Origin of the sequence: Vibrio aestuarianus (genome assembly GCF_012395185.1) — a bacterium.
In the GTDB taxonomy this organism is placed as follows: Bacteria; Pseudomonadota; Gammaproteobacteria; order Enterobacterales; family Vibrionaceae; genus Vibrio; species Vibrio aestuarianus.
Map to the genome: position 1 here is coordinate 44,057 of NZ_JAAZTU010000012.1, position 24,598 is coordinate 68,654.

At 42.0% G+C, this 24,598-nt stretch carries 23 protein-coding genes; 10 read left to right on the forward strand and 13 right to left on the reverse strand.

Annotation, left to right across the window (positions count from 1 at the left end; translation table 11 throughout):
• Positions 1–13: 13 nt before the first annotated feature.
• The 5 genes from HGG78_RS07740 to HGG78_RS07760 all read right to left on the reverse strand — a co-directional run bounded on the left by HGG78_RS07740 (position 14) and on the right by HGG78_RS07760 (position 7,816).
• Entirely contained in the window at positions 14–1,729 is a 1,716-nt protein-coding gene (locus HGG78_RS07740) for a pyridoxal phosphate-dependent decarboxylase family protein (RefSeq protein ID WP_172532525.1), read from the reverse strand.
• Positions 1,730–1,778: 49 nt separating this feature from the next.
• Positions 1,779–3,689 carry a methyl-accepting chemotaxis protein gene (locus tag HGG78_RS07745; protein WP_171980762.1) on the reverse strand — a complete coding sequence of 637 codons (1,911 nt, stop codon included), beginning with the start codon at positions 3,687–3,689 and terminating at the stop codon, positions 1,779–1,781.
• A gap of 289 nt (positions 3,690–3,978) precedes the next feature.
• Positions 3,979–4,905 (reverse strand): agmatinase, encoded by a 927-nt coding sequence (speB, locus tag HGG78_RS07750; protein ID WP_172532526.1) that lies wholly within the window; start codon positions 4,903–4,905, stop codon positions 3,979–3,981.
• Entirely contained in the window at positions 4,906–6,816 is a 1,911-nt protein-coding gene (speA, locus tag HGG78_RS07755; RefSeq protein ID WP_172532527.1) for an arginine decarboxylase, read from the reverse strand.
• 187 nt (positions 6,817–7,003) lie between these two features.
• Complete coding sequence (locus HGG78_RS07760; RefSeq protein WP_172532569.1) at positions 7,004–7,816, reverse strand: TPR end-of-group domain-containing protein; 813 nt, start codon at positions 7,814–7,816, stop codon at positions 7,004–7,006.
• Positions 7,817–8,171: 355 nt separating this feature from the next.
• Here HGG78_RS07760 and proV point away from each other — a divergent pair, with 355 nt between their 5' ends.
• The 6 genes from proV to HGG78_RS07790 all read left to right on the forward strand — a co-directional run bounded on the left by proV (position 8,172) and on the right by HGG78_RS07790 (position 14,053).
• The gene (gene proV, locus HGG78_RS07765) at positions 8,172–9,359 is read left to right on the forward strand and encodes a glycine betaine/L-proline ABC transporter ATP-binding protein ProV (RefSeq protein WP_172532528.1); all 1,188 of its coding nucleotides are present in this window, start codon (positions 8,172–8,174) and stop codon (positions 9,357–9,359) included.
• A 2-nt stretch (positions 9,360–9,361) separates the two neighbouring features.
• Positions 9,362–10,468, forward strand: coding sequence for a glycine betaine/L-proline ABC transporter permease ProW (proW, locus tag HGG78_RS07770; RefSeq protein ID WP_172532529.1), 1,107 nt, complete (start codon positions 9,362–9,364; stop codon positions 10,466–10,468).
• On the forward strand, positions 10,465–11,472 hold the full coding sequence (gene proX, locus HGG78_RS07775; protein WP_172532530.1) for a glycine betaine/L-proline ABC transporter substrate-binding protein ProX: 1,008 nt from the start codon (positions 10,465–10,467) through the stop codon (positions 11,470–11,472). The genes proW and proX overlap by 4 nt, the downstream gene beginning before the upstream one ends.
• A 57-nt stretch (positions 11,473–11,529) precedes the next feature.
• Positions 11,530–12,006 (forward strand): MarR family winged helix-turn-helix transcriptional regulator, encoded by a 477-nt coding sequence (locus HGG78_RS07780; RefSeq protein ID WP_172532531.1) that lies wholly within the window; start codon positions 11,530–11,532, stop codon positions 12,004–12,006.
• A 137-nt stretch (positions 12,007–12,143) separates the two neighbouring features.
• Entirely contained in the window at positions 12,144–12,710 is a 567-nt protein-coding gene (locus tag HGG78_RS07785) for a mechanosensitive ion channel domain-containing protein (RefSeq protein WP_172532532.1), read from the forward strand.
• Positions 12,707–14,053, forward strand: coding sequence for a magnesium transporter (locus tag HGG78_RS07790; protein WP_172532533.1), 1,347 nt, complete (start codon positions 12,707–12,709; stop codon positions 14,051–14,053). Before HGG78_RS07785 ends, HGG78_RS07790 begins: the two co-directional genes overlap by 4 nt.
• Before the next feature lie 191 nt (positions 14,054–14,244).
• Here HGG78_RS07790 and HGG78_RS07795 read toward each other — a convergent pair whose 3' ends face one another.
• The 6 genes from HGG78_RS07795 to HGG78_RS07820 form a co-directional block, all read right to left on the reverse strand.
• Positions 14,245–15,675 (reverse strand): aspartate kinase, encoded by a 1,431-nt coding sequence (locus HGG78_RS07795; protein WP_172532534.1) that lies wholly within the window; start codon positions 15,673–15,675, stop codon positions 14,245–14,247.
• 82 nt (positions 15,676–15,757) lie between these two features.
• On the reverse strand, positions 15,758–16,144 hold the full coding sequence (locus HGG78_RS07800; RefSeq protein ID WP_172532535.1) for an ectoine synthase: 387 nt from the start codon (positions 16,142–16,144) through the stop codon (positions 15,758–15,760).
• A 9-nt stretch (positions 16,145–16,153) separates the two neighbouring features.
• Positions 16,154–17,419 (reverse strand): diaminobutyrate--2-oxoglutarate transaminase, encoded by a 1,266-nt coding sequence (gene ectB / locus HGG78_RS07805; RefSeq protein ID WP_053311065.1) that lies wholly within the window; start codon positions 17,417–17,419, stop codon positions 16,154–16,156.
• An 11-nt stretch (positions 17,420–17,430) separates the two neighbouring features.
• Positions 17,431–17,997, reverse strand: coding sequence for a diaminobutyrate acetyltransferase (gene ectA / locus HGG78_RS07810; protein ID WP_172532536.1), 567 nt, complete (start codon positions 17,995–17,997; stop codon positions 17,431–17,433).
• A 425-nt stretch (positions 17,998–18,422) separates the two neighbouring features.
• Complete coding sequence (locus tag HGG78_RS07815; RefSeq protein WP_172532537.1) at positions 18,423–18,914, reverse strand: hypothetical protein; 492 nt, start codon at positions 18,912–18,914, stop codon at positions 18,423–18,425.
• Between the two features lie 40 nt (positions 18,915–18,954).
• Entirely contained in the window at positions 18,955–19,467 is a 513-nt protein-coding gene (locus HGG78_RS07820; RefSeq protein WP_172532538.1) for a nicotinate-nicotinamide nucleotide adenylyltransferase, read from the reverse strand.
• Between the two features lie 105 nt (positions 19,468–19,572).
• Here HGG78_RS07820 and nadE point away from each other — a divergent pair, with 105 nt between their 5' ends.
• Complete coding sequence (gene nadE, locus HGG78_RS07825) at positions 19,573–20,403, forward strand: ammonia-dependent NAD(+) synthetase (protein ID WP_168524254.1); 831 nt, start codon at positions 19,573–19,575, stop codon at positions 20,401–20,403.
• Positions 20,404–20,496: 93 nt separating this feature from the next.
• On the opposite strand, the gene HGG78_RS07830 is transcribed toward nadE, so the two are convergent.
• Positions 20,497–20,958: a TetR/AcrR family transcriptional regulator gene (locus HGG78_RS07830; RefSeq protein WP_053311070.1), complete on the reverse strand. Its 462-nt coding sequence runs from the start codon at positions 20,956–20,958 to the stop codon at positions 20,497–20,499.
• A 497-nt stretch (positions 20,959–21,455) separates the two neighbouring features.
• Between HGG78_RS07830 and HGG78_RS07835 the strand changes: the two genes are divergently transcribed.
• Both HGG78_RS07835 and HGG78_RS07840 read left to right on the forward strand, forming a co-directional pair.
• On the forward strand, positions 21,456–21,758 hold the full coding sequence (locus HGG78_RS07835; RefSeq protein ID WP_053311071.1) for a YfcZ/YiiS family protein: 303 nt from the start codon (positions 21,456–21,458) through the stop codon (positions 21,756–21,758).
• 132 nt (positions 21,759–21,890) lie between these two features.
• Entirely contained in the window at positions 21,891–22,496 is a 606-nt protein-coding gene (locus tag HGG78_RS07840) for a hypothetical protein (RefSeq protein WP_168524255.1), read from the forward strand.
• Between the two features lie 210 nt (positions 22,497–22,706).
• Here HGG78_RS07840 and HGG78_RS07845 read toward each other — a convergent pair whose 3' ends face one another.
• Positions 22,707–23,813, reverse strand: coding sequence for a 1-acyl-sn-glycerol-3-phosphate acyltransferase (locus HGG78_RS07845; RefSeq protein ID WP_172532539.1), 1,107 nt, complete (start codon positions 23,811–23,813; stop codon positions 22,707–22,709).
• 176 nt (positions 23,814–23,989) lie between these two features.
• Here HGG78_RS07845 and HGG78_RS07850 point away from each other — a divergent pair, with 176 nt between their 5' ends.
• Entirely contained in the window at positions 23,990–24,598 is a 609-nt protein-coding gene (locus HGG78_RS07850; protein WP_053311074.1) for a hypothetical protein, read from the forward strand.

Sequence of the window (24,598 nt, forward strand, 5' to 3'; positions counted from 1 at the left end):
CGCCTAGTCAAACCTAATCTGGATCCAGACTGCGAACGAAACGTTCAATGCGCGCACGAGTTGTATTAGGATTCATCAATACCGCTTTTTCTCCAGGGATATGTAAACAATGGCCTTGCAAGTCATAGCGAGTGCGCGCAATAGAGCCAACCCAGTTGGTGTTTAAGTGCATACCTTTACGCTGTAAAAATTGTTGTCGGTGATATAGCGTATTTTCAATCATTGAATCAATCGTTCCATTTTTGCCACCAGATGCCATTTCCTGTTCAAACATCTTTTCTGGGCAAGTTACTTTTTGCGGCTCATAAAGACGGAACACCACGCTTGGGCCCTGATTTGCCAGTGCTGCTACCCAACAATGAGGCAATTTTACAAGTTGGCAGCGTAAAAAATTGGCATTTTGCAAGGTATTCGCAATAGCAGTTTGATAGCCTTCAACGCCTAAATATTGCAGGGCAGAATACGCAGAAAAAACGCCAACTGCACTACGTGAACATTCAATCGTCGACTGCAAGTGTGTCTCTTCCCTTTGTGTATGTTCAAAATATGAGTAATAGCTTGGATCGGTTTTTAACGCCGCAAGATCTTGCTTATTTTTCACCATCAGTAAACTCGAGGTATAGGGCACATACCCCCATTTTTGAAAATCAACGGTAAATGAATCCGCTAATTTTAGGCTATTAATATATGGCAGTAGCGAGACGATCCCGTTTAGTGTCGCTGCATTTATCGCCAATGGATTGCGTTCGACATCGTAATTTTTGAAAAATAACAAGCTCCAACCTACCGCCGCATCAACATGCAAATGGGGTTTCGTAGCAACCGAATATTCTTTACACAACTTCTCTCTAATATTGTATACCCGTTCAATATCATCAATAGCGAAAGTATCTGTAGTGCCAAAGGTGAGCATAATGGCAGGAACTGGAATATTGTGCTTAAAACACCAGGTCAACTGCTGCTCTAGCTCTGTAATATCCATTTGATTATTATCATTGACCTTAATTCGTATCACTTTTCCTTTAATATCTAGACCAAGTAAGGATAAGTTAGTCATGTTGGAATAATGACCCGCTTCAGAATTAAAGATACGGTACTCTTCTTCAGCCAGCCCATGCATCGCCGAATGACACAACGCTTTACGGATCCCCAATAAATAGCCATACAAGTTGCAAAATGTTCCCCCTTGAGTAAACAAACCACTGGATTGCTCAACGTTGTAACCAACTAAGTTAGCAATTTGTCTAACCACCAATTTCTCAAGCTCTGCGGCATCGCCTGCATACTCGCTATACACTAAGTTAGGATTGGCAATGGTCGCAAGTAGTGCACCGTGAATCGCAGGGTCACAAGGGGTTGAAATCACATTCTCAACCGAACGCGGATCATCCCAATTTTTCGAATGTTTGGCTGCATAAAGTGCCAGACTATCGAACGGGTGCATGACATCACGCGAATCATTAGGAATATGATTTATGTTTAGTAACTGTTGTTGTAGAGAAGACGAAATCGCTGCTGGGCGATGATTTAAGCGGCGCCCGTCGAGCCAGTCAGCAATATCGTGAATTCGATACAGCGGCCATAATTTAGGATCTCTGGCAAAAAACTGCGCCCGCATTTTTTCAAATTTCAGATTAAAGGTAGATGTCACTTGATTCGCTTTTTCATCTAACCCAATACGATCTATTGCTTGTTTTTTTAACAATAAATGCTTGGACGCCGTTTTCATCGCATTTCTCCAGAGTTATTCGTGATAAGCACGAATCGCCACGCTTGCCCTACTTCAGTTTGAAATTAGCAACTAAACGATCAAGTTCATGATTGGATGAAGATAACGATTCTGTAGCACTGACCGTTTGTCGACCACTCACCACCAATGATTCAACGATATCTCTGATAGCGAGCATATTTCGACTCAGTTCTTCTGCAACCGTACTCTGCTGTTCGGTTGCCGCTGCAATTTGAGTACTTAAATCATCGATTTCAGTTACTGAGTTACCCATCATGTTCAGACTGCCTGAAACTTCAGATGTTTTGTCGGCGGTAGTTTGGCACTGCATTTTGGTTTTGTTCATAGCAGCAACCACACTGTCCGTGCCTTCAAGTAGCTTGGCTAACATGTCCGAGATCTCTGTCGTGCTATTTTGCGTCCTCGCCGCCAAAGCTCGCACCTCATCGGCCACCACCGCAAAGCCCCTTCCCTGTTCACCTGCGCGCGCAGCCTCTATCGCAGCATTCAAGGCCAGCAAGTTTGTTTGCTCGGAAATAGCACCAATGACCGTCAGTACTTCACTGATCTTAATCGCGTCTTTATTCATATTCGCAATACGTTCAGACATTTGATCTACATCACTGACCAACGAGCTAACCGTATCAACAGCATTGTTGACAATAATGATCGACTGTTTCGCTTCTTTGCTAGCAGAGTCAGTGATGTTAGTCGATTGAGTGACACTTTCAGCCACCGTCCTGGCGCTCTCGCTCATTTCGGTAATAGCAGTCACAACCTGCTCTGTCTCAGAAGAATGCGAAAGCAGCATATGCTCATTTTCTTTAGCGGTTTGTCCTAACTGTTCAATATTGGAGGAAATATTGCGACTGGCATCGGCGATTTGCAGCATCATTTTTTGTAAGTTTTCAGAGAACAAGTTAAACCCTTGGCTGATCTGAGCCAAATCATCTTCACCATGCACATCCAGACGTCGAGTTAAATCCCCAGAACCTTGTGAAAGAGCGAGTACTGCTTTTTTCAAACGTAGCAAAGGTTTATAGATCTGATTCAGGATAAAAAAGATGGCAGCAACGCTCACAACCAACAACATAATACTGGTGTAGATAGCACTCTTTTGCGCCTCATAAACTTCGGATAAAGCGGTGTTTTTATCGACGAACACCATCATTGTCCAATACATATTGTCCGTTAAGTTTACGCGCTTGAAATAACCATCAAACTCAATACCAAGATAAGGGAATGACAAGTTTCCTGAGTCCTGTTTACTAAACAGGCTCTCCATTTCGCTGAAGTTAGAACTGACTTGGGATGGTGTACGTCCAATATCACTTGGGTCATCACTAGCGAAAAATACCGCATGTTTATCAGTTAAGGTGGCAGCGCCACCAGCAAACCGTATGTTACTCACTTGCTCGATGACCTCACCAAGTTGAATATCACCTAGCAGTACACCGATAAAGCGACTTTGGGCGTAAACAGGCGTCACAGCACTGACTACACGACTACCGGTGACTTGATCTTCATAAATGTCGGTTAAGAATGCAGACTGAGACGTTTTTGCTTGCTGATACCAACTGCGGGATTTGAAGTCTTGCTTACCAGTCCACACACCATCATCGCTACCGAACGACATGTATGAGCGTCCATCGTCATAGGCCATAACCACATTAGAAATCTGTGCACTTTCCGCCAACAGGCGAACCAACTTTACATTTTCTTGATCGGATAAATCCGTGCTGAAGTGCTTAGACCCTTGCATGACCGCTTGGTAACGATTTTTCACCCAAGACTCTAATTCAGAGACATGATAATTGAGCTTGTTCTGAGTTTCAGTGGTGAGAGAGGTGATCATTTTATCTCTCAGCGACAACATATTAATCGAACCCAAAATAATTAAGGATGTTGCAATCAAAATCGCAACACTCACGTATATTCTAGTTTTAAAACCTAAAGCCATGATTCACCCTCACCGTGCTACAGTGTATAAAAATAAGGTGAAACTTGGTCATATTATTAATATGAATGAAAGACCATAGAGACACCTAGCCAACCTGATTAAGTTGGTACAAGAAAAGTAATTATGCAAGTGGTGTCACAATGATTTATTATCTGATGATGTTCATACGCGTTGACAGTTAAGAACAACACTATGATTTATAAAAGAAGTTTTATTTATAAGTTTTGAATAAAAGAACGGCGCGCAGTGAAGAAAAAGACTACACGCCTAATCATATATAACCTTATATTTAGGCTTTTGCTTTTGAAGTAGCCCAAACGTAAAGCAGTTCTAAAGCGATAGTCGCGCCAGCCAGAGCTGTCACTTCGCTTTGGTCATAAGGTGGGGAAACTTCTACAACATCCATACCGACAAGATTTATCCCTGCTAATCCACGGATAATTTTGAGGACTTTGTCTGAGTTTAAGCCGCCACAAACCGGAGTTCCGGTCCCAGGTGCAAAGGCAGGATCAAGACAATCGATATCAAACGTCAGGTAAACCGGTTTGTCACCAATTATTGCGCGAATCTGAGCGACTATCTCATCGACGGAGAGATCATTCGCTTGCATCGCATTAATCACATTAAAGCCGTGGCCTTCTTGTTTGTATTCCGTACGAATACCGATCTGAATCGAATGCTTGGCCGAGATCAACCCTTCCTTCGGAGCATGATAAAACATAGTGCCATGATCATAAGCGCTACCATTGGCATAGGTATCGGTGTGAGCATCAAAATGGATCAACGCCATTTCACCATGATATTTTGCATAAGCTCGCAAGATCGGCAGAGTGATAAAGTGATCGCCACCTAGTGCTAGCATGGTTTTACCGCTTTTCAAAATTTCGCCAGTTGCCGCTTCTAATCGATACGTGAAATCTTCTGCATCACCACAATCAAACACCAAATCACCCGCATCAATCACTTTAGTGTCATTGAAAAGGTTAAAATCCCACGGGAATTTTTTACCTTCCCACGCTAAGTTAACCGATGCACGGCGTATCGCATCAGGCCCCATACGAGCACCAGGACGTCCCGACGTCGCCATATCCAATGGCACACCTAAAACCACAACATCAGCATCTGCGCTAACTGGGTTCTTTACATATGGACGGCGAACAAAAGTCATCGCATTGGAATACAGCGAATAATCAGTTTTTGTAAACAAATCATTCATTTAAAAATCCTCTAAATAAGTGTAACCGCTCAAGCCTTGCTCTAGCTCTAGCAATACTTTTTCTTGTTCATCAGCGGCAACACGTTGGCTAACTAACTCACGATAATTGGTACGGATCTTATCAACATCGATGTGTACATAACGCATCATGTCTTCAACGCTATCGCCTTCGTTAATGGACAGTATCTCTGCTTCTCCATTATCCGTCATATTGACCACAACGCTGTGAGTATCACCAAATAAATTGTGCATATCACCCAATATTTCTTGATAAGCACCCACTAAGAAGAACCCCATTAAATACGGCTGGTCTGCATTCCAGGCAGGAACTGGCAATGTCGTTTCAATACCTTGTCCTTCTACATACTGTTCAATAGCGCCATCTGAGTCACAGGTAATGTCCAACATCACCGCCCGGCGATCTTCTACATTTTCTAAGCCAGACAATGGTAGTACAGGGAACACTTGATCAATTCCCCAAGCATCTGGTAACGACTGGAATAGTGAGAAGTTCACAAAAAACTTGTCGGCTAAACGCTCATTCAGTTCGTCCAAAATTGGGCGATGGAAGCGATTTTTGGTGCTCATCTGCAATGTCAATTCGTGATAAATACGCAGTGATAACTGCTCTGCCCAAGCGCGATGTTGAAGGTTAATCACACCAGTTGAGAATTGACTATGCGCTTCAGATAGATCACTTTGTGTATCGTTATAAATTTCAATCAACGCACGAGCATCAGAACCTTCACGTAAATTTTCCCAGTTACGCCACATGTTTTGTAGTAACACTGGGGAATCGTGTTCAATCACAGGGATTTCTTCTGGATAGTAAGCTTCTGTACCAATAACATTGGTGATCAACACGGCATGATGCGCAGTAATAGAACGTCCCGACTCTGAAATAATCACTGGCATCGGTTGGTTATATAACTGACAAACATCACCGACGGTGCTGACAATATTGCGCGCATACTCCACTAACCCATAGTTCATCGAGTTAGATGACTGGCTGCGAGTACCATCATAATCGACCGCTAAGCCACCACCGACATCGAAGAAGTCGATCTTCGCGCCAATATCGCGTAGTTCACAGTAAAAACGGGCCGCTTCATTCACACCATTACGCACATCACGAATGTTGGCCATTTGTGAACCTAGATGGAAGTGAACTAACTGCAGCGCTTCGAGTTGATCTTCTGTTTTTAAGCGATCAATCACAGTCAGCACTTGTGAAGCTGATAAACCAAATTTTGATTTTTCACCGCCGCTAGCTTGCCATTTACCCGCACCTTGAGATGCTAAGCGAATGCGTAAACCTAATCGTGGTTTCACGCCCAAGCTTTTGGCTTCTTTCAACACGAGATCCAGTTCAGACAATTTTTCTAAAACGATGAAGACTTTGTGCCCTAGTTTCTCACCAATCAAAGCTAGGCGAATATATTCCCTGTCTTTATAACCATTGCACACAATCACCGAGCTGGCTTGTTGAGCTAATGCCAATACCGCCAATAATTCAGGCTTACTACCAGCTTCAAGGCCAAGCTGCTTAGTTTCTAACTGAGCTTGGCTGGCTAGAATTTCATCAACCACTTCTTTTTGTTGATTCACTTTAATTGGGTAAACCAACAAATAGTTATTCGGGTACTGGTATTCTTCAATCGCCTGATTGAAAGCATCACAAATATTGTGTACACGTTGATGAAGGATCTGAGGGAAACGCACAAGCACAGGCAAATTTAGATCACGAGCTTCAAGCTGCTTAACGATCGAACTCAAAGGCAATTGATGTGCCTTATCATGACGAGGGGATACATACACCTCACCCTGGTTATCAATACCGTAGAAGCCTTGGCTCCAATAATGAACATTGTAGTCAGCGCGAACGCGATCTAATTTTGATGGTTGTTCCACATCTAATCTCACATGGGCAGAGAGTAAAACGTGAATCAGAAATGCTGAAATCACGACCTGACACTTTGTGTGTCAGGCGCATTAACGTAGAAAAGTAGGTATGTGTCTAATGATAATAATTTATCGTTAAGATTACGTTTAGTTGTTGCAAGACCGATCAGAAAAACCACTGAAAATTAATGTAAAACTACGCTCCACCAACGATCAATTCGTCAAATTTCGGGTTACCATGTAGGCCTTCTAAATCCGCTTCTTCTGCGATCATTTCGCGCAACGATGCACTGATCTCCGTCGCGCGCTGCAGATCTTCAATCGCTTGCTCTTCAGCACCGATACGAGCATAAGCACAAGCTCGTTGGTACAAAGCCGGAGCATTTCTATCATCAAGTTCTAATACTCGGTTAGATAGACTCAATGCCCAGTAGTACTCACGAATTTCCATCGCTGCATCGGCTTTGTATGTCAATGCTTCTAAATCTCCTGGGCGTATTTTTAAAATTTCATCATACACTTCAATTCGTTGTTCGGGGGTTTGCATACTCTGAGCACGCAGCCATAAGTTATGGATTTCGTTAATAATTTCTATTTCGCGGTTATTTTCTGTGATAATGCGCGTTTTCCGCTTTAGATCCCTTTCCAGCGCGAGGAATTTCTTTTCATACTCTTGAGCTATCTTGTTTAAGCGCTTATCGGCTAAATCGCGCGTATTGTGTTTTAACTCCTTTAGCGACTGCCAGCCTATCAATGCCACTAGCGATGCTACACCCGCAATAACATAGAAAAAGTATGTCACTGTCACATTGGAATAGTTGAGTGATTTATCGGCGACGGATAGCTCGCGGTCTGTAATTTGGATAGTCATCCGCCGCTCAAGATCTTGCTGCTCTTGTCGTAATGATTTTAGTTCATCCAAGATATAACGCTCGACTAGGGGCCTATCGAGAATCGGCGATTCTGAATAAGCCTCTTCCGCTTTAAGCGGTGTTGATACAACCAACATCAATGTAAAAATAACTACTAACAATCGAGACACAACGCACTTCCTTTCTAGTCCATTTCTTTCTTCAACACAGAAAATGTTCTGAATACAAACAATTTTCCAGTATCAACACTACTGAAAATCTATTTTATTAAACACGGCCAAACAACACTTAATTCGTCATCAAAACATTTCAATTCAAATTATTTTCAATTAATTACTCGCATAAAAACCATGATAAATAAAAAGAATAACCATACAGCATCAAACAAAGTGGCAATAACAACCTTGAAATAACCTTAACTAATGTTTAGTGTACTATACATAATTGCTATCTGCTATTAAATAGCAACGACGAAAACAAAGGATGTAAATCATGTCACCCATGTTAGAAGTGAAAAACCTCTACAAGGTATTTGGGGAAACGCCACAACAAGCCTTTCCTCTTTTGGCTCAAGGACTCGACAAAGACCAAATTTTCGAAAAAACAGGACTGACTGTTGGCGTTAAAGACGTATCACTTTCGATCAATGAAGGAGAAATATTTGTCATTATGGGTTTATCTGGCTCAGGTAAATCAACTTTGGTTCGACTATTGAACCGACTCATAGAGCCAACTCAAGGTAATGTCTTACTCAAAGGCAAAGACATTGCTCATATTTCAGAACAGGAACTACGCGAAGTCAGACGAAAAAATATCTCCATGGTTTTTCAAAACTTTGCGCTCATGCCGCATATGACAGTGCTTGAAAACGCTTCTTTTGGTTTAGAACTAGCGGGTATTGCTGCACCTGAACGCAATAAGAGTGCTAAAGAAGCGCTAGCTCGCGTTGGCTTGGAGGCATATTGTGATTCGTATCCCGATGAGCTATCAGGCGGGATGAAGCAGCGGGTCGGACTTGCTCGAGCTCTCACTAACGACCCTGATATATTGTTAATGGACGAAGCGTTCTCGGCACTTGACCCATTGATTAGAACAGAAATGCAAGATGAGTTAATTCGTCTGCAAAACGACGACAAACGCACCATTGTATTTATTTCTCATGATCTTGATGAGGCAATGCGCATTGGTGACCGAATCGCCATCATGCAAGACGGCGTTGTTGTACAAACTGGCACGCCCGATGAGATATTGCACCACCCAGCAAATGATTATGTGAGTTCGTTCTTCCGTGGTGTCAATGTCGCCAGTGTTTTTTCCGCTAAGGATATCGCTCGTAAAAATCCAGCGGCCGTGTTCAAGAAACATGACAACGATGGTCCTGCCGCCGCAATGCAGTTATTGATGGATAACGATAGAGACTACGGCATTGTTGTCGACCGTAGTAATAAATACTCGGGTATTGTCTCTCTCGACTCTTTAAAACAAGCACTCAAACAGCAAGCATCTTTAAGCTCCGCACTGCTTTCCGACACGATCACTATTGACCCTGAATTATTGGTCGGTGAATTGATTAGCCAAGTCGCTGAAGTGCCATACGCCGTGCCTGTTGTCGATAAGCAGGGACACTATTATGGCGTCATCACCAAATCACGCTTATTACAGACTTTAGACAGGGAATAGTCATGACTACCGAAAATACAACGCAAGCCGCCGAAGCTCTTGATCCATGGGCTTCTACTGCGCCAACTCCCGCCAGTAGTGACCCATGGTCAACGGCTACCGCAACGCCAACTGGTGGTGACTGGTTAAGTAGCACTACAGACGCTCCCGTACCTTTCGATTGGCTTCACCCCTTCCAAGACGCGGTGATTCCTTTTGATAACTGGGTAGAAACGGGACTGAATTGGTTGGTACAGCACGGCCGCCCATTATTTCAAGCGATCCGAGTACCCATCGATTTCATATTAACTTCTTTTGAAACTACGCTTGTTTCAACACCAGCTCCATTTATGCTGCTGATCCTATTCCTCATTGCTTGGCAACTTGCAGGCCCAAGAATGGGAATCGCCTCACTAGCGTCATTAATAACTATCGGTTTAATTGGCGCTTGGTCAGAAGCGATGGTGACACTTGCTCTGGTTATGACCTCGGTATTCTTCTGCCTACTCATAGGGCTACCTCTGGGGATATGGCTTGCTAGAAATCAGACCGCTGGCAAATTCATTAGGCCAATATTAGATGCCATGCAAACCACACCCGCTTTCGTGTACTTGGTACCGATCGTTATGCTGTTCGGTATTGGTAATGTACCCGGTGTTGTTGTCACCATTATTTTTGCGCTGCCACCAATTGTTCGCTTGACCATATTAGGCATTCAGCAAGTGCCAGAAGAACTAATCGAAGCGGGGCACGCTTTTGGTGCTAGTCCAAAACAGATGCTTTACCGCATACAGTTACCTCTTGCCATGCCAACCATTATGGCTGGCGTCAACCAAACCTTGATGCTTTCGCTATCGATGGTAGTGATTGCTTCAATGATTGCTGTCGGTGGTTTAGGGCAAATGGTACTGCGTGGTATTGGTCGCTTAGATATGGGGCTTGCTGCTGTCGGTGGCTTAGGCATTGTAATACTGGCGATTTTATTAGACCGCCTCACCCAGCATATAGGGACAGAAAATCGAGATAAGAAAACGCGTTGGTACCAAACCGGTCCCGTATCCATTTTTTACCTCATCAAACAGAAAATGACTCACCAGCAAAGTATCAACAACCTAGGAGAACAGAAATGAGTTACGCATGGAAGACGTTAATCACCACTAGCATCATCGCTTCAACAGCACTATCAAGCAGCGTGTGGGCTGAAAAATTGCCAGGAGAAGGCATCAGTGTTCAACCAGTACAATCAACCGTTGCCGAAGAGACGTTTCAGACTCTAATTGTCAACAAAGCAATGGAAGCTTTAGGCTATGACGTCAAAGAGACCAAAGAGGTCGATTATAACGTTGCTTACACTTCAATTGCGGAAGGTGATGCAACCTATCTAACCGTAGGTTGGTTCCCACTTCATGCTGAAAAATATTTAATGTCCGGCGGCGATGCAAAATTCTACCGCAAAGGTCAATATATTTCAGGCGCTGCGCAAGGATATTTGATAGATAAAAAAACCGCTGAACAGTATGGCATCACCAATATTGCGCAATTGAAAGATCCCAAAATAGCTAAACTCTTTGATGCCAACGATGATGGCAAAGCCGATTTAACTGGCTGTAACCCTGGTTGGGGTTGTGAATTAGTGATTGAAGAGCAACTGACTGCATTCGGTCTACGTCCTACGGTCACTCATAACCAAGGAAATTACGCCGCCATTATAGCCGATACTATTTCACGCTATAAAAAAGGCGATCCCATTCTTTACTACACATGGACACCTTATTGGGTCAGTGGTGTTTTAGTTCCGGGTAAAGACGTGGTATGGCTTGAAGTACCGTTTTCTGCTCTACCCGGTGAACGTAAAAATATTGATACCACGCTAGCAAACGGTAAAAACTTTGGCTTCGAAATGAACAGCATGCGCATTGTGGCCAACAAAAAGTTTGCTCAACAAAACCCTGCTGCTGCCAAACTTTTTGAAATCATAAAGTTAGATATCAATGACGTCAGCGCTCAAAATATGATCATGAGTAAAGGGAAAAACTCAGCCAAAGATATTGAATCCCATGCCAATGGTTGGATTAAAGCACATCAACAGTTGTTTGATTCCTGGATTAATGCGGCTAAACAAGCGGCCAAATAGTCGAATGGTGGCTGCTCATAACCTTGAGCAGCCCAACTCATTTTCACGGAGGAAAGTGTGAATATTCATGAAGAAGTACTCATCGCCATACGCCAGATTATTCGAGCAACCGATCTCCACTCAAAAAAAATCAATAAAGATTTCGGACTAACCAGTCCGCAACTATTATTAATGAGAGAAATTAAAAGTTCCGAGAACGTGACCATCAGGCAATTGTCCAATAACACCAACATGAGCCAAGCAACCGCAACCAGTATTCTTGACCGACTGGAAAAACGCGGCTTAATTACACGTCAGCGAGACCAACAAGATAAACGTAAAGTGCATGCGCTACTGACAACAGAAGGTAACCAACTGCTGCTAAATGCACCTACCCTGCTACAAGACAATTTCATCGACCAATTTCAAGCCTTAAGTTCTTGGGAACAAACGCTGATTCTGTCATCTTTGCAGCGTATCTCAAGCATGATGAAAAACCCAGAAATTGAAACATCAGCGTTGCTTCCCATCTTAGAAGCTAACGATCCGCTTTAGCCTTAATTAATTATAAAAACAAAGCGTTGTCGACTTTTTTCGCAACACCGCTCTAATTAAACAACTTTCCATAATTAGAGGTTGTAATTCATTGAATTTCAGCTATTTTTGAAGCAAATTTCAAAGCATAACTAACCATGGATTACTTAAACTTATTTCAACTGCATTACCAATGGTTCATCACCGCTATCGTGCTAATCTGTTACCCAACACTTGCCAAATATTGTTTGCGATTTTTTGAAAACATGGTGATCGGTAAAGCGGATATTCATCGTTTAAAACGAGCTCGTTGGTTGGTTAAATCGATGCTGTTTACACTACTGATGCTTACTATTTTAATGATGTGGGGAGTTGAACTACGAGGTCTGCTTGTCGTAGGTTCATCCTTATTTGCTTTACTCGGAGTCGGTCTATTTGCGGCTTGGTCTTTGCTCAGTAATGTGACCTCTTTCCTCATCTTATTTGTACAAAATAACTGCCGAATTGGCCTGTGGGTACGAGTGGTCGACGGAGCAAATATGATTGAAGGCAAAATTGTCGATATGAATTTACTGAATGTGGTTTTAGAGAATATCGATGGCAATAAGATACTCTACCCCAATAATTTATTTATCATTCGTCCTGTCATTGTTCTGAATACGGCCCCCGAAAAAGCCGTGAAGAAAAAAGAGAAACGACAACTTCCAACTGGAGTAACGCGTTGAACGAATACCAAGATTTATCATTTCAGATTGAAGCCATTTCAAAAGCGGATGACGAACAACAGATCGACTTGCTTGGCGAGTATGTTGAAAACGGCCTTGATGAAGGTTCAATAGCGATCATTTTAGAAGCGTTTCCTGTTGAGCAACGTGTCCGGTTATGGCGCAGCCTTCCGCTAGAAATGCACATTGATGTATTAACGGAAATGCGTGCTGATGTACGTTTCTCAATTATTGATGCGTTATCTGAAGTCGAACTCAAACTGACGTTAGCCAAACTCGATAACTTATCCCTCATCGAATGGGCAGACTCTTTGCCTGACGAGATTATCAGTGAAGCACTTCGATTAATTAGCCGCGATGAACTGGAACTGTACGACCAAGCAAGCGCCTATGAGGATGATGAAATCGGTCACTGGGCAGACCGTAAGGTCTACACTTTACCTTTCAGTATCAGCGTAGATAAAGCAAAAATACTACTCGAAAAATACCACAATGATTCTCCTCAGCACATTTATTTGATTAACAAAGCCAAAAAATTCCGCGGCATTGTTACCTACACCGATATTTTACTGGCCGATGGAAAAACGTTACTCAAAAACTTAAAGCAAGAGGAAATATTTACCCTTAATGCCCATCAATCCTTATCTGAAGCCGTCGAAGCTTTAGAGCACGCTCAGTTGCCAACGGTTGCTGTGATTGATGAAACGGATACTTTAGTTGGCGAAATTGACTGGCAATTTGCTCTCAGTACTCAACGAGAAATTTATGAAGCGCGCTTAATGGCGGGCACGGGTATGGACGAAGGCGATGACCTATTCGCCCCCATAATAAAAAGTTCGAAAAAGCGCGGCCTTTGGTTAGGTATCAACTTATTAACGGCAATTCTGGCTTCAATCACCATCGGTTTATTTGAGGATGTGATTTCGCAAGTCGTGGCCTTAGCGGTACTTATGCCAATCGTTGCTTCCATGGGTGGCATTGCGGGCAGTCAAACCTTAACCTTAATGGTTCGCGCCATGGCATTAAACCAAATTACGCCGGGTAACCGTTTCGCTCTACTCAAAAACGAAATTGGTATTGGTTCTATTAATGGATTGCTATGGGCATTAATCATCGGCGCGTTAGCTGGCCTGTGGTTTCAATCCACCATGATCGGCGCAACCATTTCCCTCGCTATCGTTGTGAACATTATAACAGCGGCAATGTTTGGTGTTTTAATCCCGATTACTTTAGATAAATTCAAACTGGACCCAGCGCTTGCAGGATCTGTAATTTTGACTACGGTAACAGACGTCGTCGGCTTTTTCGCTTTTTTAGGCACTGCTAGTTTAGTGATGTTGTAGATAAAAAACAGGTTGTTCTATACCCAAACCATTTGAAGTTGCAGGTAGGCGGCAAGTAAGTTCATCCCCATGAGCATAGATAAACTATGTGATTGGGGTGAGCGAATGTAGCCAACACCGCTGCAGCTTCAAGTAGGAAGGGTATAATGAACAGCCTGCTTTTATTCAAACAAATGAGTTGATACTTAAGCTTAAGCTGCCGCTTTATTTTCTGACGATACTGCTTCTACTTTATTAACAATCAACATCTGATGCAGCGCACAAATTGCACTGTTGTAATCTTGATCTTCTACTACAAATTGCGCATTAACGTTACGCATCGAAGAGTGCGCGGCAATAGGATTAACATCCGCTTTGGTTAGAGCTTGCATACCTTGGCTTAATGCAGCATTGGCATTAATAGAAGCACCAATGGCAGAAATCAGTGCCACCATTTTTCCTGATACCGATGCATTTGGGTAACTCTTTTCTACCTTGTATAACACGTGATTCAAATTTTCACTATTACCGCTCAGATAGTAGGTCATCGAATTGGCATTCATCTCTTTCCCAACTAAATACACCTTAGCATCTGCAATAACTTCCATTAATTCATAGCTCGCATTGTCAATCTTTCCAACCATACTCTGATCAAAGATGTGTAAAGCGAATACTTTATTGCGACCTGCAATAATTTCTACTTTATTGTCGACGGGTTGGTGAGCATTGGTAATTAAAGTCCCTTCATGTTCAGGTTCGAAGGTATTCTTGATGCGCAACTCAATACCTTTTTTACGCAAACCCGCAGCCGCATTCGGATGAATGGCTTCCATGCCAAGGTTAGCCAGTTGGTCTGCAACATCAAAGTTAGTCAGTCCCATCGGGCTCACTTTTTCAGGACCGACAACACGGGGATCAGCAGAACTCAAGTGGTATTCTTTATGAATGATCGCTTGGGTTGCTTCAGTCAGTGCTGCAATACGGCTAAATGTCATTTCACTGTAGCCACGATCATAGGTTTTCATTAGTCCTTCATCGCAATACGCATAACCAGTCACAATTGGCAGTTCGGTGCTCACATCAATGTCCGAAAAAGCCATAAGAATCACTTCATCCAAAGTTCCCGCTTGTCCACTATTCCAACCTGACAGGTCTACAAATCGGGCATTTACCCCAAGAGTTTTTAGCTTCAGACTCGTATTGTAAGCACTGTGTGCTTCTCCTATCGAAGATAAAAATTCTCGTATTTGCGGTAAATAATGACGCAGAGAAAACTGCCCGTACTGACATGTTTCCAAAATATTAGTGATACAATTTACAGCTTCTGCAATGCGCGATCGAATGAACTTATCAGCGCGAATACGGCTAATCGGATCAGCAAACAGATTGTCGTTGATCAGTAACATTCGTTGCTCAAGTTGATGTATGGCATCTTTCCATTGCGCATCATGCTTAGCGATCATTTGATAAATTCCCGGTTTACCCGTTCGCTTACACTCTAATAATGCATCGGTGATGGTGGCATATGCCGACACCACAAACACTCGCTGATAGGGGTCATTAGGTCGTAATAAAATATTGTCCAGAACAGCGTCAAACGCGCTCATCGAAGTTCCACCGATTTTCTCTACGGTGTAAGACATGAGATCTCCTTTGGTTATTAAATACACTTTATAAATCAATAATTCATGAAATAGATTGACGACGAATTGTGTTCAGAAAACCCTATTCTACGATGGGGTACACACCATTTTCGTCATGAACTTCAGCACCTGTAATCGGTGGGTTGAAAACACAAGCCATGACCATGTTTTCGTCTTTATAAGCCCTTAAATAGTGCTCATCGTGTTTATCTAAAATATACAAAGTCCCAGGCTGAATCGGATACGTTTCACCATCAACGACTTCGATTTCACCCTCACCAGATATACAAAACACAGATTCCAAATGGTTTCGGTAATGAATGTGGGTTTCGCTATCTTTAAAGATGGTAGTGATATGGAATGAGAATCCCATATTGTCATCTTTCAAAAGCATGCGAACGCTTTCCCACGTCGGTGCAACAACACGGCGTTCACTTTGGCGGCATTCATCTAATGTTCTTACAATCATCGTTTATCCTTATGATGCTTTTTTAATCAATTGAGCGGCAATATCTTCTACCGCTTGTTCAAAAATATCCAAACCCTGCTCTAATTCAGCTTCACTAATGGTCAGTGGACAGAAGAATTTAATCACTTCATCTTCCGGTCCTGCGGTTTCAATCACTAGGCCAAGTTCAAAACAACGCGCGGTAATTTTGCTTGCGAGTTCACCACTACAACATTCAATTCCTTGCATTAACCCTCGGCCTTTTTGGCGGTTAAATAGCGTTGGCTCTCGGCGTAACGTCATTTGAATACATCGAGTAACCTGCAGCGCTCGCTGCTGGATATGATTTGAAAGATCATCGTTTGACCAGTAAACCTCTAACGCTTTCGCTGCGGTGACAAAAGCATGGTTATTACCTCGAAAAGTACCGTTATGCTCTCCTGGTTTCCATTCATCTAATTCAGGACTAAATAAGACGATAGCCATCGGTAATCCATAACCACCAATCGACTTTGATAGCGTAACAATATCGGGTTTGATACCTGAAGGTTCAAAGCTAAAGAAAGTCCCTGTTCGACCACAACCCGCTTGAATATCGTCAACGATCAGTAAGATATCGTATTGTTTACAGATCTGGCTTAAACGTTGTAACCACTGGTCTGATGCGACATTAAGTCCACCTTCACCCTGCACAACTTCCAACAAAACTGCTGCTGGTTTATCAAGACCAGAAGAGTTATCGCCCAGCATGCATTCAAACAGTGTTAGACCATCGATATCGGCATAGCCATCGTAAGGAATACGAGTTATTCCTCCTAGACTGATACCAGCGCCACCTCGATGATGCTGGTTACCTGTAGCAGCAAGTGCTCCGTATGAGCAACCATGGAATCCATTAGTGAACGCCACCACATTGGTTCTTTTCGTTACCTTACGTGCGAGTTTCAATGCCGCTTCAACTGCATTAGTACCCGTTGGCCCTGTAAACTGGACTTTGTAATTTAAATCTCTTGGCATCAAAATACGGGCTTGTAGCGCCTTCAGAAAATCGGCTTTCGCTGATGAGTGCATGTCTAGACCGTGGGTAATACCATCTTTATCAATGTAATCTAATAACGCCTGTTTTAAGATCGCATTATTATGTCCATAGTTCAGTGAACCCGCTCCAGCTAAGAAATCTAGGTATTGTTCTCCCTCTTCGGTGTATAACCAACTGCCTTTCGCGGTAGAGAAAACCACAGGAAAGTGGTTAGCATAAGATTGAACGTTTGATTCTTTCTTTTTAAAAATATCCATAACGTTTGAAATTATCCTTCGTTTTTAGAGTGTTGTTTTAGCGGAATTCGGTAAAGGTATTCAGTCGCATGTTGGCCATTAAAGTGTCGAGTCTGGTCGAGGAATGTTGAAACTTCACCATGCTGACCATGCGCTTTATCAAGCTTCTTAAATAAACTCCATGATCCCTGATTATCTCGTGTGATTGTCGTCTCCAATGTGCTCACATCCTGCAGCGCATCCCTCTCTAAGAGTTCATTGAGCATTTGAAAGGCAAGGCCAAGGCCACGTGCATCTGGGTGTACCGCAACTTGCCAAACAAACAGTTCATGTAAGTTATCGGGTTTTAAATACGCAGAAATAAAACCGACCACTTCACCATCTCGTTCAGCAACAATGCATGTATCTTGAAAATGAATCGCCTGTAAAAAATTGCAATAGGCCGAGTTTTCATCGAGTGGAGGAGACAGCGCAACCAAATCATGAACTTTTTGTCCATCAGCTTGGTTTGGTGTACGGAATGTCCATCTATCATCCTTCATGTGCATAATTTCAGGGTATGCGACCCAAGGTGCTGCTGTAATCATTGCTCGCCACATAAATAGTTAGAACTCTAATGAATTTTCTTTATACCTTAACAACACTAACGATAAATTCAACTATAAAATTCATAAAAATGACCAAAGAAAAAATAACTTACTGTTTTAAAATAAGTTAAATAACATGACGAACAAAAATGACAGAACGAATTTATTTAGATGTGTAAATATATTTCAATTAAAAGGAATACTATGAAGTGAGAGTATTCGGATTTCTCTCCATTTCTCAGGCAGAGACCATCACTAGCGGAGAAAAATCGATTCAATAAGGTGGTAGCGGATAAGGGAGTGATCAGAAATAGCGTAGAGAAATGATTGAGTATTTAAACAAATTAGAATGAACTCATTTGCCGCATCCCTGCAGCTTCAAGTGGTTTGGGTATATGGGGCGAGTATTAACAAATGATAAGAAAAGTATTAAACAACTAGAAAGGAACTTCAATTTGCATCATTACGTCGAGATCGTAATCTTCATGCCAGCGATAATCAATACGCATGCGAGGCTCGCCAATTTTCTTTTCACCAAACCCAAAGCTTATTTGAATACCATGGCTCATTAGCCATTCTTCGGTAGACATTTTACTCTTTTCTTCATGCAGCTCTTGAGGCATCCACACCCCAAAACCGATGTAGCTTGTCGCTAACTTTTGAGTGAAAATTGGATCATCGTCAGTTTTTAAAACCCAGTCAGACCAATATAAAGAATTTGTGGATTTATTATCATCCGTCAAACCGAGAGCCGAGAGTTGAGCCGAGCCATAGTCGATACCGTCCAGCATCGAAAAACAGATACCCGATGCTTGAAACATTACAGAACTGCTGGTGCCTTCTTCTAAAAATGAGTTTGAATAGAGATCGCACGCTTTCGTTACTGACGAAAACAAGATCAATACTAAAACGGCAACATTTAATTTCATTAACAACAACTACTCCGACCACTTTGAGGTTGTGGATTTTCTAGTATAGGCGCCTTTGTTGCAAGATCATTTCCACAGACTTGGTTGTCAAACCACTAATATCAGAATTCTCTGACAGACAATGTCGAATATCCGTACTTCTTATTGCCACTTTTTCAGGGCACGCCATCACCGACCAACGCTGTAAAATTTCCCGAGCCTTATAAAATTTGTCAAAATTAAACAGATTATCAGGGCCAATAACAAAAGTAATGTCAGCGTCAGGAAATTGTTTTTGCAGTAATGACAAAACCGCATAAGTCGTCACACTTTCACCAGGTTGCTGTAAATGCTCTTCAACTGTCGATCTTTTTACATTACTTAATGCTAAATCACTAATAAAAGCATCAATAAGTTCACAGCGGGTCTCATAATCTAGCATTGATTTACCCCAAGCGTGTGAAATGCTCGGCACCAGAAGCACCAAGTCAAAATGGCTTAAAGAATCAATCACACTTTTATGACCTAAGCTCGGCGGGTTAAAAGCACTTCCAAAGACAGCGATTTTTGTCATAGCAATCCTTATTCAACGTTGAAAACTACTTTCTCGGTTTTCTAATTTCGTGATTTAGGTATGATACACGAAAGATTTATTTTGCTTGCAGGAAAAGGAACTCTAATGGAAAAAATGATCCGTGATGAGATGCGCGTTCTCCCATCCATTGACCCAGCGTATGAAGTAGAACGCCGAGTCGACTTTATTAAACGTAAACTTGTTGAATCTGGCTGCAAATCGCTCGTGCTCGGTATTAGTGGCGGTGTCGACTCAACCACATGTGGTCGTTTAGCTCAACTTGCGGTTACACAGCTAAACCAAGAACACAATGTTAATGACTACCAATTTATTGCCGTACGTTTGCCTTATGGCGAACAGAAAGATGAAGAGGAAGCACAAATTGCCCTTTCTTTCATTCAACCGACGCATTCTGTTTCCGTTAACATTAAAGCGGGAGTTGATGGCTTACATACAGCTTCTCTTGAGGCACTGCAAGGGACCAGTTTAGTTCCAACCGATGCGGCTAAAGTTGATTTCGTGAAAGGAAATGTCAAAGCACGTGCACGTATGGTTGCACAGTATGAAATTGCTGGTTTTGTTGGAGCCTTGGTTCTCGGTACCGACCACTCAGCCGAAAACATCACAGGTTTTTACACCAAATTTGGCGATGGCGCATGTGACCTTGCTCCTTTATTTGGCCTAAGTAAACGCCAAGTACGCGCCGTAGCAGCTCAATTGGGTGCTCCGCAATTATTAGTACAAAAGACACCCACAGCGGATCTAGAAGAGCTTGCACCTCAGAAAGCCGATGAAGATGCTTTAAACCTAACTTATGACCAAATTGATGATTTTCTTGAAGGTAAGCAGGTAGCGCAGCATGTCGTGGAGCGTCTAGTCGCTATCTATAAGATGACTCAGCATAAACGCCAACCGATCCCGACTATATACGATTAAGCCATTAATCGATTTGGCTATCCATCAAATTGGTAGCGTAAACAATAAAGCCAACCGGATGGTTGGCTTTATTTTTCGAATCTGAATGACAAATTATTGACTCATTTTGATCAATGATTTACCCACCAGCCATTCAAGCTCTCTTGCACTTTCGTTACCAAATTGTGCTGCCGTCGTTTTGTATAAGCGGTCAATACCATTTGCAGCGAATTCATCAGCACATTCGCTCGTGACAATGTGATGAAAAAGCAATCGCAAAATAGCTAAAAACTGCGCATTATTTAATGCTGTGATCCAACTCTTTGAAAATTGAGCAAGATCATTTTCAAAATCTAAATATTCAACGAAAAGTTTGAAAATTCGACCATCTAACGCGGCCGTAAAATCCGTTTTCTTTGGAAAGTGATGGCTAATCCCTGTACGAGATACACCCGTTTGTTGACTCAAAGTGGTGTATGACATTTTGTCATAACCCAATCTCAATAGCTGATCAACAACAGCATCCATTATTTTTTGGATGGTGATTTCAGTATCTTCTTTACTACGCTTTGGCATGGTTTAAGCTCTTCTATTTATTAATCCATCAATTGTGATGATAGTGTTATTAAACGTCTCATCATTGCAGTGCGTTTTCCCTGTCTAAAAATCGCACAAAAAAAATAGCAACGCCTATCCAGAGCATTTTGCTAAGTCATATCTGCTAGTTTGGTGTTACTTTCCTTTAGCAATCGCTAATAAAGTTAACCTACTCCGTAATATCAACCAGTAAACGAATGAATTAGGCGCAATTTATAATAGTAATAATTACATCAATCGCATAATCTAACAATCACTGCCAATTCGCAACGAACTCAACACTGTTCTGACAAAATAATGACACGAAAACTAGTGATTCTTTGACTGCCATCACACTCTATGGTTACATTATCTTTCAATATAGTTTCAAACCATCAACATGACGTACTGTTTTAATGTAGATATGTTCTGCTTTTTTGTAGCTAGTCGACCATTTGCTCGCTAGAATAACCACACACTAAATATGAGGATTCGAAATGAGTATCGAAAACGACGTAGATATCCAAGTCTGTGAAGCATGCGGCTGCGCTGGCGAAATTGGTTTTATTATCAAAGAAGGTGATGAAGTTGCAGAGGTCATGGTTATGGCTCCTAACAAGATTCAGCTTGAGGCCGAGTTTGAAAAATACTTAGCATTAGCCCAACAAGTATCAAGCAACGTTGAATATGAAGCATCTCCTATCGAGGAAAATTCAACTGAACTGCACGCGCGTTTTAAATTTGAAGTCAGTGCAGAAAAACTCATTTTCGAATTAAAGTCACGATCTTTGGCTCGCTAATTACGCCTTGATAATAATGACCAAAAGCGAGCAACTATCAGCTCGCTTTTTTTCTATTTGCACTAAACAGATATTGAAGCAAAGTAGCAATCGGCCGATACTGTTAGCAAGTGTTTTGGATAAGTGAATGCTATGAACGGAATCCGGCTTTTATTTTTATTATTCACCCTCATTTTTTCCAGTTTTAGTTGGTCACAATCCTTGGATCAATACAAAATCCTCAACCACCTCGATAACTACGGTAATTTGGATTTACGTAATAAACCTTATACCTCCCTACCTGATGATCTCACGCTCAAAGGCAATTTAAACATAGCGAAAACTTCTATTCTGTCATTACCTAAGGCGCTAAACGTACAAGGTAGTTTAGATGCATCAAATAGCTTGTTAAAAAACGTACCTAAGGGAACCACCATCCGTGGTTACGCCAATTTACTCGGTAGCCAAATCAAATCGTGGCCAGGAGGGATAAAGGTTGGTGGCTACATCAATTTCACCGATACTCAACTCGAGAAATTACCCGCTAATTTCAAAGTAAAAGGTGATCTCAGTGTCATTCGCACCCCATTAACCACTCTACCGGAAGGGTTAACAGTTGAAGGCAGTTTGTTTATTGGTGGGTCTAAAATAACAGAATTCCCAGACACCATGACCGTCAATGGGAATATCTACTTAGGGGGCAATGTTATCAGTAAGTGGCCAACTACTTTAACACTAGGTGGTGCTGTAGCACGCTAGTAAAAACATACGCAGATCGCAGCAACAAGAAACAAACTATACCCAAACCACTTGAAGTTGCAGGTAGGCGGCAAGTGAGTTAATCCCCATGAGCATAGATAAACCATGTGATTGGGGTGAGCGAACGTAGCCAACACCGCTGCAACTTCAAGTAGGAAAGTAAAAGAGAAGCGCCTCACTCCTCTTTTCTATTAGGGCGTGTTGACCCCGTTATAACTGATTTTTTGCTGGATTTGCATAGCTATCGAGCAGATAACGTTGAGCCCCTTCTGGTATCTGAGTCAACTTACGCTCTAAATGTGCTCGGACATCAGGGGTGATATCACTACTTTCCATACCCGCTGCTAATTTATTGATTGGAAATAGCTCATAGTTTGCGTGTATTTGGCGATCAATCTCTTGCGCGAGTGCATCTGGCGTCTCAAACGCTTGATCTATAACCTCACCAAACGCGACATGAACACGACCTTTCTCTCCAACGATCCCTTGAACGATGCTTTCAATATCTTCAAACTCACCTTTTTCATAGCGACCGCTAGAGGCTTTTTCGTACAATTCACACGCTTTTGCAATATCACAAGGATCATTCTCATAGGAAATCGCAACCGGCACGATCCTCAGAGACTGAATGTAGCTGGCAAAATCAATTTTCTGCTTACGTCCTTCAACATGAAACATTTTCAAAATGGCGGGATCAGTGAAATCATTGCCATCTTTAGCTCGACCTTCTTTTTGAGCTATCCATATCGAATTACCAGTATCCAAGGAATGCTTAATGTAGGCCGATAGTGTCCCTAATGCCTTCATCATTTCACGAGGCCCTTTCGCAGAACGTTTTACAATGAAGCTTTTATTTAACCTCATTAATTCTGTCGTGCAGGGTTTTTTCAATAGATTGTCACCAATAGCAATCCGCACCGTTTTGTGGCCAGAGGTATTAAGACCATAGTTAACCAACGCTGGGTCCATCGCGATATCGCGATGATTAGAGACAAATAAATAAGCCGTCTGCTTATCCAGTTTGTCCAAGCCACTAAAGGTAACCCCTTGAGTAGTCGATGCTAATGTCTTAGTTAAGTATTTCTTAACTTCCAACTGAATGGCTTCAACTGACTTTAACTTTGACCATTTAAATTTTAGATACACTTTCACAAACGGACTAAGCATTGATTTTAGCCAAGCAGAACGCTTATCAAATCGATGTTGCAAAATCGCTGCAATAAATTCTTCATCATTAATCAAGCGGTCAATCGCCGCCGGAATTTCATCGTCATTGTATGGACGGATGTCTACATAAGGATCAGTTGTGGTGGTCATATTTTTATACATCAAATAAAAAACTGGCTTATTCTACGCGTAGTTGGCGCAGCTCGCAGCTACAGTCGTAACAGATTCGTGAAGGTCAGACCAGACTTAGTGCAAATTAGTTCGTCTATTTGGCATTTTCTGTGAGACAAGGTACTCTTAGCGCCCCGAAATTGGTGAGAACAAACATGAACTACGCGATTCATTTTGAAACGTTACTGCAAGTAAACTTAGTCGTTACTCCTCGTAAAAAAGTCATCAAACACAGCTTAGTTCGAGTCACAAGTGGCTTGGCCTTGTGTAAATTGGGTAAACACGAGTATTCGATTGAAGCAGGACAAGCATTTTGGATACCTTTAGACTGTTTGTGCTCACTGACTTTTTTTCCAAACACACAAATCCAAAGAGTAGATTTCTCGGCACGTCTTTGCGTAACGTTTCCACATCAAGCCGGCTACGTAACGCTTTCGGAGCTAAGTTTAGCTGCCATCGACAAGCTAAACCAGTGCAAGCAAAATGACGAGATTTACACTCACCTACTGCAAGTGCTTAAACTGGAAATTGCCCAACTTAAACCAAAAATTGAACTGAATCGTTTAAGTCATGATATTTCGACATGGCAACCACACAAAGAGAGCCACTTATCGGCAGAATGCCAAATGGTGTTAAGGGTACGCGAGGCTCAAAAACGCAAGCTATCTGGTACTAAAATATCACAGATCATTAGCGAACTATTTAATGATGATATGCAACAATATCATCAGCTTTTTTCTTTAGTACTAGGCGAAAAAGGATAA

Bases quoted from the DNA above. Each gene is read 5' to 3' on its own strand.
- HGG78_RS07740 (WP_172532525.1), bottom strand. From the start codon at position 1,729: ATGAAAACGGCGTCCAAGCATTTATTGTTAAAAAAACAAGCAATAGAT.
- HGG78_RS07745 (WP_171980762.1), bottom strand. From the start codon at position 3,689: ATGGCTTTAGGTTTTAAAACTAGAATATACGTGAGTGTTGCGATTTTG.
- speB (WP_172532526.1), bottom strand. From the start codon at position 4,905: ATGAATGATTTGTTTACAAAAACTGATTATTCGCTGTATTCCAATGCG.
- HGG78_RS07760 (WP_172532569.1), bottom strand. From the start codon at position 7,816: ATGTTGGTTGTATCAACACCGCTTAAAGCGGAAGAGGCTTATTCAGAA.
- proV (WP_172532528.1), top strand. From the start codon at position 8,172: ATGTCACCCATGTTAGAAGTGAAAAACCTCTACAAGGTATTTGGGGAA.
- proW (WP_172532529.1), top strand. From the start codon at position 9,362: ATGACTACCGAAAATACAACGCAAGCCGCCGAAGCTCTTGATCCATGG.
- proX (WP_172532530.1), top strand. From the start codon at position 10,465: ATGAGTTACGCATGGAAGACGTTAATCACCACTAGCATCATCGCTTCA.
- HGG78_RS07785 (WP_172532532.1), top strand. From the start codon at position 12,144: ATGGATTACTTAAACTTATTTCAACTGCATTACCAATGGTTCATCACC.
- HGG78_RS07795 (WP_172532534.1), bottom strand. From the start codon at position 15,675: ATGTCTTACACCGTAGAGAAAATCGGTGGAACTTCGATGAGCGCGTTT.
- HGG78_RS07800 (WP_172532535.1), bottom strand. From the start codon at position 16,144: ATGATTGTAAGAACATTAGATGAATGCCGCCAAAGTGAACGCCGTGTT.
- ectB (WP_053311065.1), bottom strand. From the start codon at position 17,419: ATGGATATTTTTAAAAAGAAAGAATCAAACGTTCAATCTTATGCTAAC.
- ectA (WP_172532536.1), bottom strand. From the start codon at position 17,997: ATGTGGCGAGCAATGATTACAGCAGCACCTTGGGTCGCATACCCTGAA.
- HGG78_RS07815 (WP_172532537.1), bottom strand. From the start codon at position 18,914: ATGAAATTAAATGTTGCCGTTTTAGTATTGATCTTGTTTTCGTCAGTA.
- HGG78_RS07820 (WP_172532538.1), bottom strand. From the start codon at position 19,467: ATGACAAAAATCGCTGTCTTTGGAAGTGCTTTTAACCCGCCGAGCTTA.
- nadE (WP_168524254.1), top strand. From the start codon at position 19,573: ATGGAAAAAATGATCCGTGATGAGATGCGCGTTCTCCCATCCATTGAC.
- HGG78_RS07830 (WP_053311070.1), bottom strand. From the start codon at position 20,958: ATGCCAAAGCGTAGTAAAGAAGATACTGAAATCACCATCCAAAAAATA.
- HGG78_RS07835 (WP_053311071.1), top strand. From the start codon at position 21,456: ATGAGTATCGAAAACGACGTAGATATCCAAGTCTGTGAAGCATGCGGC.
- HGG78_RS07840 (WP_168524255.1), top strand. From the start codon at position 21,891: ATGAACGGAATCCGGCTTTTATTTTTATTATTCACCCTCATTTTTTCC.
- HGG78_RS07845 (WP_172532539.1), bottom strand. From the start codon at position 23,813: ATGACCACCACAACTGATCCTTATGTAGACATCCGTCCATACAATGAC.
- HGG78_RS07850 (WP_053311074.1), top strand. From the start codon at position 23,990: ATGAACTACGCGATTCATTTTGAAACGTTACTGCAAGTAAACTTAGTC.